Annotated in this window: 14 protein-coding genes; 6 read left to right on the top strand and 8 right to left on the bottom strand. The window is 44.4% G+C overall.

Features of this window, described 5'->3' with window-relative positions; all coding sequences use genetic code 11:
• Positions 1–49 precede the first annotated feature (49 nt).
• Entirely contained in the window at positions 50–319 is a 270-nt protein-coding gene (locus ACHZBG_RS12545; RefSeq protein WP_320129800.1) for a hypothetical protein, read from the bottom strand.
• Between the two features lie 322 nt (positions 320–641).
• Between ACHZBG_RS12545 and ACHZBG_RS12550 the strand changes: the two genes are divergently transcribed.
• A complete protein-coding gene (locus tag ACHZBG_RS12550) occupies positions 642–1,730 on the top strand; it encodes a GntR family transcriptional regulator (RefSeq protein WP_320129801.1) in 1,089 nt (362 codons plus the stop codon).
• Positions 1,731–1,775: 45 nt separating this feature from the next.
• Here the strand turns inward: ACHZBG_RS12550 and ACHZBG_RS12555 are convergent, their stop codons facing one another.
• The 3 genes from ACHZBG_RS12555 to ACHZBG_RS12565 all read right to left on the bottom strand — a co-directional run bounded on the left by ACHZBG_RS12555 (position 1,776) and on the right by ACHZBG_RS12565 (position 4,995).
• Entirely contained in the window at positions 1,776–2,705 is a 930-nt protein-coding gene (locus tag ACHZBG_RS12555) for a nucleotidyl transferase AbiEii/AbiGii toxin family protein (RefSeq protein WP_320129802.1), read from the bottom strand.
• A complete protein-coding gene (locus tag ACHZBG_RS12560; RefSeq protein WP_320129803.1) occupies positions 2,680–3,444 on the bottom strand; it encodes a type IV toxin-antitoxin system AbiEi family antitoxin domain-containing protein in 765 nt (254 codons plus the stop codon). The genes ACHZBG_RS12555 and ACHZBG_RS12560 overlap by 26 nt, the downstream gene beginning before the upstream one ends.
• A 588-nt stretch (positions 3,445–4,032) precedes the next feature.
• On the bottom strand, positions 4,033–4,995 hold the full coding sequence (locus ACHZBG_RS12565; RefSeq protein WP_320129804.1) for an NAD(P)-dependent oxidoreductase: 963 nt from the start codon (positions 4,993–4,995) through the stop codon (positions 4,033–4,035).
• Positions 4,996–5,091: 96 nt separating this feature from the next.
• On the opposite strand from ACHZBG_RS12565, the gene ACHZBG_RS12570 reads away from it, so the two are divergent.
• A complete protein-coding gene (locus tag ACHZBG_RS12570; RefSeq protein WP_394699400.1) occupies positions 5,092–6,156 on the top strand; it encodes a S66 peptidase family protein in 1,065 nt (354 codons plus the stop codon).
• Positions 6,157–6,176: 20 nt separating this feature from the next.
• On the opposite strand, the gene ACHZBG_RS12575 is transcribed toward ACHZBG_RS12570, so the two are convergent.
• The 4 genes from ACHZBG_RS12575 to ACHZBG_RS12590 form a co-directional block, all read right to left on the bottom strand.
• A complete protein-coding gene (locus tag ACHZBG_RS12575; RefSeq protein WP_320129806.1) occupies positions 6,177–7,274 on the bottom strand; it encodes a Fic family protein in 1,098 nt (365 codons plus the stop codon).
• A 214-nt stretch (positions 7,275–7,488) separates the two neighbouring features.
• The gene (locus ACHZBG_RS12580; protein WP_320129807.1) at positions 7,489–9,396 is read right to left on the bottom strand and encodes an ABC transporter ATP-binding protein; all 1,908 of its coding nucleotides are present in this window, start codon (positions 9,394–9,396) and stop codon (positions 7,489–7,491) included.
• A complete protein-coding gene (locus tag ACHZBG_RS12585) occupies positions 9,389–11,140 on the bottom strand; it encodes an ABC transporter ATP-binding protein (RefSeq protein ID WP_320129808.1) in 1,752 nt (583 codons plus the stop codon). Before ACHZBG_RS12585 ends, ACHZBG_RS12580 begins: the two co-directional genes overlap by 8 nt.
• A gap of 49 nt (positions 11,141–11,189) precedes the next feature.
• Complete coding sequence (locus tag ACHZBG_RS12590) at positions 11,190–11,666, bottom strand: MarR family transcriptional regulator (protein WP_320129809.1); 477 nt, start codon at positions 11,664–11,666, stop codon at positions 11,190–11,192.
• Positions 11,667–11,888: 222 nt separating this feature from the next.
• Here ACHZBG_RS12590 and ACHZBG_RS12595 point away from each other — a divergent pair, with 222 nt between their 5' ends.
• The 4 genes from ACHZBG_RS12595 (at position 11,889) to ACHZBG_RS12610 (ending at position 14,728) form a co-directional block, all read left to right on the top strand.
• Positions 11,889–12,467: a type 1 glutamine amidotransferase family protein gene (locus tag ACHZBG_RS12595; RefSeq protein WP_320129810.1), complete on the top strand. Its 579-nt coding sequence runs from the start codon at positions 11,889–11,891 to the stop codon at positions 12,465–12,467.
• A gap of 218 nt (positions 12,468–12,685) precedes the next feature.
• Positions 12,686–13,132 (top strand): PTS sugar transporter subunit IIA, encoded by a 447-nt coding sequence (locus ACHZBG_RS12600; RefSeq protein ID WP_320129811.1) that lies wholly within the window; start codon positions 12,686–12,688, stop codon positions 13,130–13,132.
• An 18-nt stretch (positions 13,133–13,150) separates the two neighbouring features.
• On the top strand, positions 13,151–14,371 hold the full coding sequence (locus tag ACHZBG_RS12605) for a cation:proton antiporter (RefSeq protein ID WP_320129812.1): 1,221 nt from the start codon (positions 13,151–13,153) through the stop codon (positions 14,369–14,371).
• 12 nt (positions 14,372–14,383) lie between these two features.
• The gene (locus tag ACHZBG_RS12610; protein ID WP_320129813.1) at positions 14,384–14,728 is read left to right on the top strand and encodes a hypothetical protein; all 345 of its coding nucleotides are present in this window, start codon (positions 14,384–14,386) and stop codon (positions 14,726–14,728) included.
• Positions 14,729–14,777 lie beyond the last annotated feature (49 nt).

Consider the following 14,777-nt stretch of genomic DNA (forward strand, 5'->3'; position numbering starts at 1 on the left):
AGAAAAAATCTCTCTCCAGACATGACAACAAAAAAAATAATGCGATTACTCAAAGGATACTTTTTGAGAGAATATCCTTGGTCTTGGCATCGATATCATAAACATAGTGTTGTCCTGCATAATCGAAAGTAATTGCATACATAACAGGCGTATTTGCCTTGTTAATGGTTCCTTCCAAATTTGATACATTGATTTGAATCAAACCCAGATCTTGCATGGCGACATCCATTGCGACACTCTTACTGATGTAGCTACTGCATCCTGCACAAAGGATACCAACCAGAACAAATAGGCAAATCAACCAAAATCTTTTTTTCATTTCTGATTCCTTTTCATATATTTTATTGACAATCAAAGACAAAAAAATAGTAGATAATATAATTTCTGGATCTCTTGCTGAAAGACTATTCCTTTCATTCCAGCTTACCAGATAAATAACAACTAAATACAAGTAATAGGCAAAAAAGCGCACTTGTCAACACAAATTTGTAAAGATAGCAATCTTTTTTTGGCTTGAAATGAAGCTATCTTGAAAATGTTGTACTGTTTATCCCATCAAGACGGAGTGGTAATTGATATAGATATTGTTTCTTGTTTTTCCAAGATCTATGCTATACAATAAGCACCTAGGATAAAAAGGAATGGATGGATCAAGGAAATATCAAAAACTCTATTACGCCATCGTCAGTGCAATCAATGATGGCACATATGCCACAGGCGATAAGTTACCATCAGAGTCTGAACTGGCAACAAAGCATGGCATCAGTAGACAAACAGTTCGCCAGGCTTTGAACAAACTGGTAAACGACGGATGTATAACAAAGGTCCATGGAAGTGGTTCCTACGTCAGCGAACATGCCATCCAACAGAAAAAGACAATGCACATTGCAGTCATAACCACCTACATAAGTTCTTATATTTTTCCGTTGATTCTTAGAGGAATCGAAAGTGTGGCAACGGAAAACTCCTATACGATGCTATTGATGGCAACCAACAACAGTATAGCAAAAGAACGTGAGATCCTCCAAAAACTATCCATTGATACTGTGGATGGCATTCTTGTTGAAGGTACGAAGTCTGCACTTCCCAGCCCCAACCTGCCTTTTTACGAGAAACTCATCAACAGGCATATTCCGTTGGTCTTTTTCAATGCCTATTACCCGAATCTGTTCATAAAGCAACCAGATTCGTCGATTTATGTGGTGACTGACGATTATCAGGGGGGGTATGATCAAACACTTGCCTTGATTCAGAAAGGCCATCATGCTATCGGAGGTATTTTCAAGAGCGACGACATCCAGGGAATCAATCGATTCTCCGGATATATAGCAGCCTTGGCTGATAACAATATCCCGTTCATAGATAACCATTGCATGTGGTTCACGACAGAATCACGGGAAATTATCGCTCGTATGTTGCGCGTCGCCAATACAATTCATTGTGAGTGCACTGCATTGATATGCTACAATGACGAAATTGCATCCCAGGTGTTGGCAGTCATCAAGGATGAAGTACACACTATTACCGAAATCCGAAGCTTCGACCATGCCTATCAGTTAAAACTACAAGGAGTGGAGCTACATTCCTTAGGCCATCCACAAGAAGAGATGGGAGTGGTGATTGCTTCTAAACTATTTGCAATCATCGAGGGAAAAAAAGAAACAAATACGGTCATGGCATGGAGGAATGAAGACTCCTCTTCGTCCTACGACCATACGTATCAGTTATAATTTCAGGTAATCTTGCACCCTATGGTAAATATTCTCACAATTGTATCATTGATCGCTCAGTAATCTTAAATAGCTTCTGAGCGTGTCGACCATCCGTTGCCTCTCTTGAACTTCCACCCTGTCCAGATTATGTATTTTCCACTTGACGGCGGGAAGGTCCTTGATGTGAGGGACACTGAAGTATGACCAATCGGGATGACCTTCCTTGAAGTCCACGAGGAATTTCTTATCCCGTTCATCGAGCAAGGCATGTACAGTTCGTATCAATTCGAACCTCACCTCGATTAGATCCGCCAATTCAATTGGATCAGTTGTCATCCCGACGAAGTCGGTTTTATACATTTGCTTAATGTCGAGCAGGTTTGGATCGAGAATTTCTACAATCCTCCGATTATGGGAGATCAGGTACACGATGAAGGCTTCCTTCAACCTGTCGGTGATTCCCTCATGCTCCATCAAACCCTTGATATCAAAGAGATCTCGAGGATGTTGCCTGTCCAATGCAGCCATCATTTTCCCTGCGAACAGATCCTCAAACGAGACCACTGGGACTTCTGCAAACCCGAAGGCCTCCTCAGCTGACCGGGTTATCCGCATGACTGCAGGATCATACACGGTTCCTCGCAATACCGGTGACAGTTCAATCTTTACCACCGTCCTGCCAGCTTCGACGATCAACCGGTTCACGTTCTCAGTACGGTTCAGTGGAGAATACTGGATCTTGGCATCGGGAATCCGTGCGATAATGGCAGCACCTAGGTTTTTAAGGTTCATCGTTATATCATCAAGTGATTGCATGCGTGCTCCAACCGGCACGTACACCAGATCGATATCAACGGAAAGTCGCGGCATATCCCGGTAGAACAGGTTGATTGCCGTCCCTCCTTTCAAAGCAAAACAAGGGTGTTCCCCCACCAAAGGCAGAATGCGGACCAATAGTTCAACCTGTTTAAAATATGGATTCTTTCTGTCCATCCCTGACCTCCTTGGGAACCGTAATCATGAACTGCGAATCAAGGGTACCCTCGGGTACAATCTGACGTTTCCCTGCACCCAGAATTACCCTTGATGTGTCGATATGCTGGTACCAAGAGTGCCCTGACATTCTCGCGAGCCAAAGAAACAACCTCTTTGCCTTAATATTGCCACAAGCTTCCAGTAATGCCTGCAGTTGCCTCGGCCGGAGATTCGCAGCTCCTTCCAACATCAGTTTTGCCTGAAGGATTTCCTCACTTGTTTCGATGGTGCTTGCCAATTCGATAAACGCACGTTCAGGCGTGGAGTACCGTATGGGCCAATCCCACGTTCCGAAAGGGACTTCGATCACACCGATTGCATCTTCTGCGAACGGATTGCGCTTCATCCTGACGAAACCAGGACCAATTTCCACCTTTTCTACCCATAATGGAAGTTTTTGTGTACTGTACAATCTGATGCGCTGTGCACCCCCAAGCCTCAGGTAGTGGTCGTACCCATGATAGGCCAAGGCAGTCATATGACCGACATGGACATCATGACCGAGCAGGATCAGTGAATACACTATATTTTGCCATTTCAAGGGAGGCCCCGGTTTTCTGTAGAGACCATGGACCAAAGTTTCGATCTTGCCAGTACGGAGATAATAATCCACGGCTGTCGCTTCAATCCCATGCTTCCCCAGCCATTTCCTATCCACGAGCAATCCTTCCTGCAATACTGAATCCAGTGCAGCCATACGGCCTCCAGTTTGGAATATATAATATTTACATATGTATACTCTGTATTTTAGCCAATATATAAACCTGAGTCAAGTTTAACTTCCTCCCAATTTACATACTCTTTGTATGGCTATTTAATATTTTCTAAACCAAACAACATTCATCCGTATCCATTCAGGTATATCCACCCACCCAAACAGGCAGGAAACACTCAACGATGATTGGCTGTGACCCAGATACTCTCCACGACTTCCGCATGAACACCCTAGAAAGAGAATTGTTATATCGGAAGCATGCTCTTCCAGGAACGATAAACAAGCCTACAAGAATGGCTATAAAGCCAGATACTTCAGACTCCCGGAACTTCTTGAAGATTTTTGTCTACAGGCAGAGGCCATTACGGATAGGATAGTTCATGAGTTTATTTTTTCGATTTGGGGAAACTCAATATGGGAAAAACCACAGGGAACCATTCATTCCCAGTGGCTCTCCTGATACAGGTGGTGCTGAATACGCGAAGCACCGGTACCGTCTAACGCGAACACTGGTGCTATTGCGTGCGAATATTCAGGTACGTCAATTAAAAATGAAATTCCTCTTTTCGTTCATTTTTCGGTACTGCAATGTTCGATACAGGCCTTGATGGAATTCTCCACCATATCACTGATGGCCTGATCGGTATGGAAGGCCGTATGTGAGGTGACGATGACATTTGGATACGAACGAAGGATTGCCAAGGTCCTTGCCGAAAGCGGATTATACCTAAGATCATTGTAATAAAGAGCTTTTTCCTGTTGTATGACATCCAATGCAGCCGCCCCCACCTTGCCTACCTCAATGGCATCCATCAATGCTTCCTGGTCAATAAGGGAACCTCTGGCGGTATTCACCACAACCATCCCCTCTTTCATTGCGGCAAATTCAGCTTTGCCCAAAAGGTAGGAGTCATCAGTAGAAGCCGGAACATGGAGGGTAATTACATCGCTTGCTGCCAGAAGTTCTGCAAGCGACACATAGTGGATGTCATTTGCAAGCACTGAGTCGGGATAGGGATCGGTAGCAAGGATTTTGCACCCGAATCCTTGGAGAATCTTGATAACGGTGCGGCCAATTTTCCCGGTTCCGATGATTCCTACTGTCTGGTTGTGCAACTGTCGTCCGGTCGTACCTGCAAGTGAATAATCTTGCATGGCATTCTTTGCCAGGATAGTCTTTGTCTTGCGCAAAGCCATCAACATGAACATCACTGTGTATTCAGCAACGGAATAGGGAGAGTAGGAGACATTTCCATAGGCAATGCCAAGTTCCTCAGCAGCTTTTCCGTCTATATGTTCAAATCCGACGGTCCTTGTGGAGACGTAATGAACACCCAAGGCCTTGAATTGTTCAAGCAACGGCCTGTCTATCGGAGTCGTTATGATGCTGATGGCCTCATACCCCGCTGACAGATCCGCCGTGGCAAGGCTCGGGGCCTTGTCTGTAGTATCAACGGTTACCGAATAGGTATTGGAAAACAAACGAAACAGTTCAATTTCGTCTGGACGTACTGAATATGCAAAAATTTTCATTGTTTTATATCCTTGTTTCCTTCACTATAGTGAAAAAGGAAAGAGACTTCCATAGTGATTGAAAGCTTCAGCGTCTTCATATGTTCAAGCCCAGATATGAATTCAGACTCTGGAACCAAAAGCGAGGATATTGAAAAAATGATTCAAAATGCACCCTTATCCATTGTGTTTCCCAAACCTCTTCCTCCAAATCCGACGATAGGGATAATTGCCCCTTCGTCTCCTGCACATTTGTTCTTTGAGGAAAAATATCATTTTGCTTGCAACCAATTGGAACAACTGGGCTGCAAAATTATTGAGAGCAAACTCATTCAACAAAAATCTTTCCAAGGGTATCGGACAGCCTCAGCAGAAGCTCGTGCCAGGGAATTCATGGATATGGTACATAATGAAGCAGTGGATGTAATCATGCCAGTAATTGGCGGCATGTGTTCTTCCAGTCTTCTTCCCTATCTTGACTATGAAGCTATCAGGGCAAGCAGAAAAATTATCGTGGGATACAGTGATATCACGGCATTGCATATGGGCATTCTTGCCCAGGCAGGATTGTCCACCATTTATGGCCCTACCCTGATACCAGTCTTCGGGGAATGGCCAAAATCAAATTCCTTTGCAGTACAGAGTTTCTTCTCCCTTGCAAGGAAACAGAAACGTACTATTATTCCGCCTTTGGAATATTCCAATGAATCTCCAGATTGGAAAAGCGATGCCTGGAAAAAGCGTGGACGCATCTATACAAAAAATGATGGGTGGCACGTATTGAGAGAAGGAAAAGCCCATGGCCAGTTGCTGATTGCAAACCTGAACACCCTGGTCCCTCTTCTGGGCACGAAATACTGTCCCGATTTCTCGGAAAGGATCCTCCTAATCGAGGAAATGAACGCCCCGCTATCCAACGAAGAGCGCAACCTCACTTCCTTGAAACTGCATGGCGTCTTTTCCAGGATACAAGCCTTGATAGTCGGGAAACCAGAAAAATTACTTTTGGAAGGTTCGTTGATTTCGTACGATGAGTTTCTGCTCGAAGCCCTTGGCTCTTATTCATTTCCGATTATCAGCAATTTTGATTGCGGGCATACCTCACCGATGATTTCGTTCTTTGAGCTGCAGGACCTTTCATTGACTGCAGAAAACGGTGTTGTCACTATAACAGAGACCTGATTTCCCGGTCTTCCTGGACTTTAAGAAAGAACCACCTGGTAGGTTGTACTTCTTCCTCCTGCTTCGGATTTCTTGAGAATTCCCTTTTTTACAAGGTCCTTGATATCCCGCATGGCCGTGTCATGGCTGCATTTGGTAAGTTTTGCCCATTTCTGTGTAGTCAGGTCGCCATAGAAATCAGTTGTAAGTCTCTTTACCATTTCCAATTGCCGACCATTGGGAGAAAGCTGTTCCAGCTTTTGGTACAGTTGATTCACTTGCAAGATCTTTTCAATAGTCTGCAATACCATTTGCAAGGCCTCTTGGATTTGCTCTATATACCACAAGATCCAAGGAGTGCAATCCATGGAAGCTGTCTGGGCTTCGTGCAACTTCTCATAATACTCTTTTTGTCGCTTTTTCAACTGTGTCGAGATACTGAAAAGTACCATATTACCAGGATTTCCTTGATTCAATACATAATCACTCACTGTTCTGGAAATTCTTCCATTTCCATCCTCAAAGGGATGAATTGTGAGGAACCAGAGATGGACTATTGCACTTTTCACAGGAGCAGGAATACCTTTTTCTTCATTGATCCAAGTGAAAAAAGATTGCATTGCAAGAGATAGCTTTTCCACAGGAAGAGCTTCAAACCAAACCTTCTGGTTTTTATAGGAACCAGAGATTACTTCGATGGGTTCCGTTCTATACCTACCAATATTGAGAAGAAAAGGACCACTGCGACCTTGCGGAAACAGACGACTATGCCAAGAGAAAATTCTCTCTTTTGTGAGTGGAAATCTTGAATTCTCAAGAGCATCAAGTAAGTTTTCTACGACACCTTCCACATGGGCACCACTCATTGTCATTGAAGCACTTGGTACCTTGAGTCTTCGACAAAGAGAGCTATAAATCTGCAATTCGTCAAGACGCTCTCCTTCAATACTATGAGAATCGTGAATTTCATCTGAAAGAATCTGTGCTTCCAATTCCTTGCTTTGCGAAAAAGCCAATTGCTCGCTCAGAGCCTCTACTTTTCCTTGGAGACGGGCCACCTCGGTCAAGACAGGAAGCAGGTCCTTTGTTTCAAAAGTAAAGACAGGCCAAGTAGGAAGTTGCCAGATATATGTACTCATATACCATACACTACTGCATATGCGTAGAATAAGCAATCTAATCTACGCATAATTACCGCATATATTGCGTAGATTAATCATGCTATTCTACGCAACTTAGTAAAAACCAGTCTTTTCTCCGTCAAGCAGAGCTCTATATAGACATACCATCATTACCCCGAGGAGCAATGATGGTATGTTTGAATTCAGACAGCTATAAAAGGACCCGTACTGCTTAGGAGAGTTCAAAAGCTCCAGTATACAACTGATAGTACCTGCCCTTTTCACTGATCAGTTTCTCATGGTTGCCGCGTTCGATGATCTTTCCATCTTCCAGAACCATGATGACATCAGAATTACGAATGGTGGACAACCTATGGGCAATGACAAATACAGTTCGCCCATGCATGAGGGCATCCATGCCCGTCTGTACGAGGGACTCCGTCCTGGTATCGATGGAAGAAGTCGCCTCGTCCAGGATCATGACAGGAGGATCTGCTACGGCAGCTCGGGCAATGGAGATGAGTTGCCTCTGTCCTTGCGATAAACCGCTGCCATCGCCTTTCAATATTGTCTCATATCCATGGGGCAACATCTTGATGAAACTGTCTGCATTCGCAAGCTTGGCTGCTTCGATGCATTGCTCATCCGTTGCATCCAGTTTTCCGTATCGTATGTTGTCCATCACGCTTCCTGTGAACAAATTGACATCCTGCAAGACAATGCCGAGGGAACGACGTAGATCAGGTTTCCTGATCTTTGCAATGTTGATGTCATCGTAACGAATCTTGCCATCGGTGATATCGTAGAACCGATTGAGAAGATTCGTAATCGTGGTCTTTCCAGCTCCTGTTGCCCCAACCAGTGCAACCTTCTGTCCTGGTTTTGCATACAACGAAATCCCATGAAGTACAGTCTTGTTCTGTTCATACCCAAAATCAACATTCTCGAAAACGATTTTCCCTTGCATTTCGGTATAGGTGACAGTCCCATCACTATGGGGATGCTTCCAGGCCCATAAATCGGTTCGGTCCCGGCACTCCTTCATTTCCCCGTTCTCTTTCGTCGCATTGACAAGAGTTACATATCCTTCATCTGTCTCTCCCTCTTCATCGAGGAACGCGAAGATCCTGGAGGCTCCGGCAAGGGCCATGATTACCATATTGAATTGCATCGATACCTGACCGATGGGCGAGATGAAACTTCTGGATAGCGTAAGGAAGGAGACAATTGTTCCCAGAGACAGTGCCTCGATACCCCGAAGACTGAAATTCGAGATACCCGCTATGCCTGCAGCGCCTCCGACTATGGCTATCAACACATAGAGCAGATAGCCCATATTCCCGACGATCGGCATGGTGATGTTGCCAAAAATGTTTGCCTTGGTGGCACTGTCGCACAAGGCATCGTTCTTCTTGTCGAACTCTTCCTTGGCCTTTCCCTCGTGGCAAAAGACCTTGATGACTTTCTGTCCGTTGATCATTTCCTCGATGTAGCCATCAACATCTCCCAACGATTCTTGTTGCCGCATGAAATGCACGCTGCTTTTTCCTATAAGGCTCTTGATTATCTGCAACAAAATAAAAGTGAACACCACCACGAACAAGGCCAGACCCACGCTCAAATACAACATGGAGAAAAATACTGTCACAATGGTGACAACTGATGAAAACACCTGGGGAAGACTCTGGTTAATCATTTGGCGAAGAGTATCAGTATCGTTGGTATAATAACTCATCACATCCCCATGGGAATGCGTGTCGAAATACTTGATCGGTAAGGTTTGCATATGGGTAAACATATCGTCACGTATCTTCTTGAGCGTTCCCTGTCCAACAACGACCATAGCCCTGTTATAGAACAAGGTAGCCAGTACCCCGACCAGGTAGATACCTGCCATGAAGAAAATAGCCTTGAGCAACGCAGAGAAGACAGGATTGGCCTGGCCGATCAAGGGAAGAACATATGTGTCAATCAATACCTGCAGGAACAGAGCTCCCACGGAATTGGCAACAGCACTGAGAATGATGCAGATGATAACCAAGATAAGTTGGACTCGGTACTGCTTCATATACGATAACAATCGCTTTGTTGTCCCAGGCTTGAATTGTCTGGGCGCTTGTCGTTTAGTAGTCTTATTCATGACTTGCACCTCCCCTGTTCTGGGATTCAAAGACTTCACGATAGATTTCACAGGTCTCGAGTAAGGTCTTGTGTGTCCCTACTGCATCAACCCGGCCATCCTCCATCACAATGATCTTGTCGGCATCCTGGACCGAGGTGATTCGCTGGGCGATGATAAACTTGGTCGTATCGGGAAGTTCCTCTTTGAAGGCCCGTCTGATCAAGGAATCGGTCTTGGCGTCGACTGCACTGGTTGAATCGTCGAGAATCAAGATCTTCGGCTGCTTGAGCAAGGCTCGGGCGATGCAAAGCCGTTGTTTCTGCCCTCCCGATACATTGCTTCCACCCTGCTCGATATAGGTATCGTAGCCATCGGGAAATTCCTTGATGAAAGAGTCAGCCTGGGCCTGCCTGCAGGCCTGGATGAGTTGTTCATCGGTAGCCTGCTCATTGCCCCAACGAAGATTCTCCTTGATGGTTCCCGAAAAAAGAACATTCTTCTGCAATACCATCGCAACCTGGTCACGGAGGGTTTCTATATCGTAGTTTCTGACATCAATACCACCGACGGTCACCTTGCCTTCCAAAACATCATAGAGACGGGGAATAAGCTGGACCAGACTGGATTTTGAAGAACCGGTTCCTCCGATGATTCCTACCGTTTCTCCTGAATCAATCGAAAAGTTGATATCGTCAAGAACCGGTTTGTCTACTTTCTGTGCATAAGAGAAGGTGACGTGCTCAAAAACTACCGAACCATCACGTACCGTCTGTACACTATTTTTGGAATTCTGGAGATTGCTTTCTTCACTGAGAACCTCGACGATTCGTTCGGCAGAGGCCCTGGAAATGATAATCATGACAAAAACCATGGAAAGCATCATCAGGCTCATGAGAATCTGCATCGTGTAGGTTATCAAGCCTGCCAGATCTCCTGTCGATAATCCATTGGCTGGATTGTTGCCGCTGGCCACTATGGCCTTTGCACCAAGCCAAGAGATCAAAAGCATTGCGGCATAGATACAAAACTGCATGAGTGGCGCATTGAAGGCCAGAATCTTCTCTGCCTTCGAGAAATCCGCAAATATTTCTTGCGAGATCCCTTCGAATTTCTGTTCCTCATGCTCTTCCCTGGTAAACGTCTTGACCACCCGGATGCCCCTGATATTCTCCTGCACAACCCGATTCAGTTTGTCATAAGTCTTGAAGACCCTCACAAAGAGAGGATGGACATGAAGCGTAATGAAAAAAAGCCCAACCATGAGCAGGGGAATAATAAACAGGAAAACCAAGGATATCTGGGCATTGATGCGAAATGACATGATAAGGGCGAAGATCATGATCAAAGGACTGCGTATCGCCAAACGTATTATCATCATATAGGCATTCTGCACATTTGTTATGTCCGTGGTCAGACGAGTGACGATGCTTGCAGAGGAGAACTTATCGATGTTTGAAAACGAGAAGTCCTGTACCTTGTAAAAAATATCGTGCCGCAGGTTTTTGGCAAACCCGGCGGAGGCTATCGCTGCACTGCGTCCCGCAAGAATTCCCGTGAGCAGGGAAATCATCGCACAGATAATCAGATATAGGCCGATCCGCCATACCTGTGGCATGCTTCCTGCATTTATACCGTAATCAATCAAGCTTGCCATCAAAGTCGGGATGATGACTTCCATGATTGATTCGAACGTCACATACACCGGAGTCAGAATGGAATCCTTTCTGTACTGCCGGATACTGGACAAAAGTACCTTGATCATTTCATCTCCTCATATATTACGAAACCCTGCTGAATACCAAGGATTTCATTCATTGTTGCTTACAGGACATCGGTTGTATTTCCTGTTGTCCTGATACATTTTTCTGCACGCGTTGCAAAAAACCATAAAAAATTTTCAATTCCGCCTCACTGAACCCCTTTGTCAGAATCTGTTCCATCTCTGATATATCCTGTTTCATGAGGTTTTCTAGTTTCTGGGCTTTCTCTGTAAGGACAATTTTCCTGAGCCTCCCATCCTGATCGACAGTCTGTCTCAAGATCAGATCTTTCTGTTCCATCAGGCTAAGGACATTCGATACCGTGGAGCGAGTAATGTGGAAATGATCTTCGATATCCCTCTGATAGACATCCCGTCCCTCTTCCGCATTTTCACTTAGATAGCCGATGATCCAGGCATTATTACCTGTTATGGCGTCTATTTCCCCTTTTTTGGAAGAAAAATCCACGTATCGCTTAATCAGATTGTTCAGTATCCGAATTTCCAATCCAATTCTTTTTTTCTTCATAGAACGATTCCTTTTGCTGAAACTGTTTTATATGAAACTACTTTCTTTGTCAATGCATCCGAAATCGGATTGGCAAGATACATTGAAATTCCATATTCCATATCAGAAAACTGGCTTTTTATTAAATAAAAACCCTAATTCGGTACAGTGGTCTCCAAACATGACATACTGTTGTCATCTTATGCGTGCTATAGATACATATTAAGAGGGAGTTACAGAAAAATGAAAAGAAAAGTATTGGTATTCATCAGTGAGAGCTTTGCTGATTGGGAATCGGCGTATATATGTTCGACCTTGAATGCACCGGAATCAAACTGCAATATCAAGACTCTTAGTCTCGATACAAAACCAAAAACCTCAATGGGAGGGTTTCGGGTCCTTCCTGACTATTGCGTAGAAGATTTTCCCAAGGAATTCGACTTGCTCCTGCTCATTGGAGGACTGTCCTGGAAGGAAAAAAAGAACAATGCCGTATTGCCAGTCGTGGAGTATGCCAGCAAAAAGCATATTCCCATCGGAGCAATCTGCGATGCGGTCGGTTTCCTGGCGGAACAGGGATATCTGGATACGATCAAGCATTCAGGGAACTCCCTGCAAGGAATCAAGGATCAGGCACCCCATTACAAGGGAGAATTGAACTTCGTCGAGAAACAAGCTGTTTGTGATAGTGCCATAATTACTGCCAATGGTACCGCACCCCTGGAATTTGCAAGAGAAATACTATTGCTGCTGAAAGTCATGCCAGTAGAGACCGTCCAGGAATGGTATGGTTTCCATAAAACAGGGTTTTACCAAGCGTAGAGGAAAAAATAATCAGTACCACAGAAACAGCGAACAGCTTTGACAACAGGGTTATCCGTATGGCATTACAAGAATAACGAGGACTCTCAATCTGCTTGATTCTGCAAAAGTTTTTTTGATTTATGATAGTATCTTTTTCTTTGTTCGGTTAAACCAAAGGGAAACCTTTACAAAGTTGACTCAAAATTCTATGCTTTTAAGGCTGAAGGGAGTTGTCAATGCGGATACTCGATTATCTTTCTGAATCTTCAGTATTATTCTTGGATGATACTGACAAAAATGAAGTGCTTGAAGCCATGGTGGCTAAAGCTGTCGAATTAGGATACACCACCGATATTCTTACGTTTAAGAAAGCTATTTTTGAACGTGAAGACATTATGAGTACAGGTATAGGATTACAGGTAGCGATACCTCATGCAAAATTACCGGGGATTCCTGAATTTTTTGTAATTCCGGCCATCTTGTCCAAGGGCTCCAACTGGGATGCCATAGACAAACAACCTGTTCGCCTTGTCCTTATGATTGGTGGTCCTGACGATAGCCAGACAGACTACCTCAAGATTCTCTCAAAGATCACGCTTATCATCAAAAATCATGTGAGAAGAGAGACTCTTATGAATGCAAAAACCGCGAAGGCTGTCATAAATGCTTTTGCTGAGTTATAGAATCAAGGATTAGGAACCATGGAATTTAATGTGTTTTTATATCTTGCCGCTATTTTCGGGGCAGGATACTGCATCAAACTTGTTACCAATGCGATCAAAATTCCAGAGGTTACCGGTTATGTATTACTGGGAGTCATACTAGGGACATCGCTTCTCAAGCTTCTAACGGCCGATGTGCTGAACGCTCTAAGCCCTTTGTCTACCGTAGCTTTGGGTATGATTGCATTCACGATCGGAATAGAACTGAAAATGGATGTAATCAAAAAATTGGGGAAAAGCATCCTGGCCATTGTCATTTTTGAAAGTGGCGGAGCCTTTGCAGTTGTCTTTCTGGTTCTGCGTTTCATCTACAAAGCCGACCTGAATACTTCCCTTTTATTAGGCGCCGTAGCTTCGGCTACCGCACCTGCTGCTACCGTTGCGGTAATCAAGCAATACAAGGCAAAAGGTCCCCTGACCTCCACGGTCCTTGCCGTTGTAGGTCTCGATGATGCGGCTGCGCTTATCATCTATGTATTTGTGGAAGGATTTGTCAGCTCAAACCTCGTAGGAAAATCAGTGGCTATTCCAGCTATGCTTGGTTCAGCTTTACTGGCCATCTTTGAGGCTATCTGCATTGGAATCGTAGCTGCTATCATCTATAGCCTGGTCCTTCGCAAGGTCAAGAACAATGACTGGATCGCGCTACTGTTGGCAGCCTTCCTTTTTGCCCTTCTTGGTGTTTGCGAAACGATAGGCGTCTCTGAACTCTTATCGATCATGACCTTCGGTATGATAATCGTAAACAGTTCCCCGACCTTAAGTAAAAAGAGTGAAGGAATAGTTTCCAACTTTTCTCCCATCTTCCTTGCTGCCTTCTTTATTCTTGGAGGGGCTCACTTGAACGTGGCCTTGATCGGAAAAATCGGGGTTCTTGGACTGTTTTATTTCTTTGCAAGAAGCATCGGAAAAATGGGTGGTGCAACACTCGGGGCTATTATCGGAAAAGCTCCCAAACAAGTACGAGGCCTTGTAGGCTTCGCACTCTTGCCCCAGGTAGGTGTTGCCCTGGCTTTGGCCTTGGCCATCAATAAGAAATTCACGATGCCACAATTTGGGCAAAGTGGTATTGACCTGGCTAGTACCATAATCAATGTACTCCTGTTTACTACCATCATCACTGAAATTATAGGACCATTATTGACACGCTTTGCCTTGACGAAGGCAGGAGAGACGAACAACAGTTCGGATCACCAATAGAAGGAGAACGCCATGAATCTGTTGATTATTGAACTATCACAACTAGACTATAAAGAAGACGTATTCCTTGCTCTCCAAAGTGTAGGAATAACCAAAGCCTCGGCCTTCGATGCCAAGAATTTGAATAACAGCTTGGAAAGTGAATTCAGCCTCTTTACAGGATTCTTGAAAAGCCGGAGTGAAAAGGAAGGAGAGAAATTAATCATTCTCGCCTCGATCGATTCTCCTGAGGATGCAAAGGAATTGCTCAAGAATCTGGAAGCCGGCGGAATTCCCTTGAGAAAGGAAGATATCCTGAATCTTACGGTATTGCCGGTAACGATGTCCTTTGACCAAATTTCAGGCTTGAGCGAATAACTCTGGATTCCTGACTGGAAAATCTCGATACCAAGATAAAACGAACCCT

The organism is uncultured Sphaerochaeta sp. (assembly GCF_963676625.2).
In the GTDB taxonomy this organism is placed as follows: Bacteria; Spirochaetota; Spirochaetia; order Sphaerochaetales; family Sphaerochaetaceae; genus Sphaerochaeta.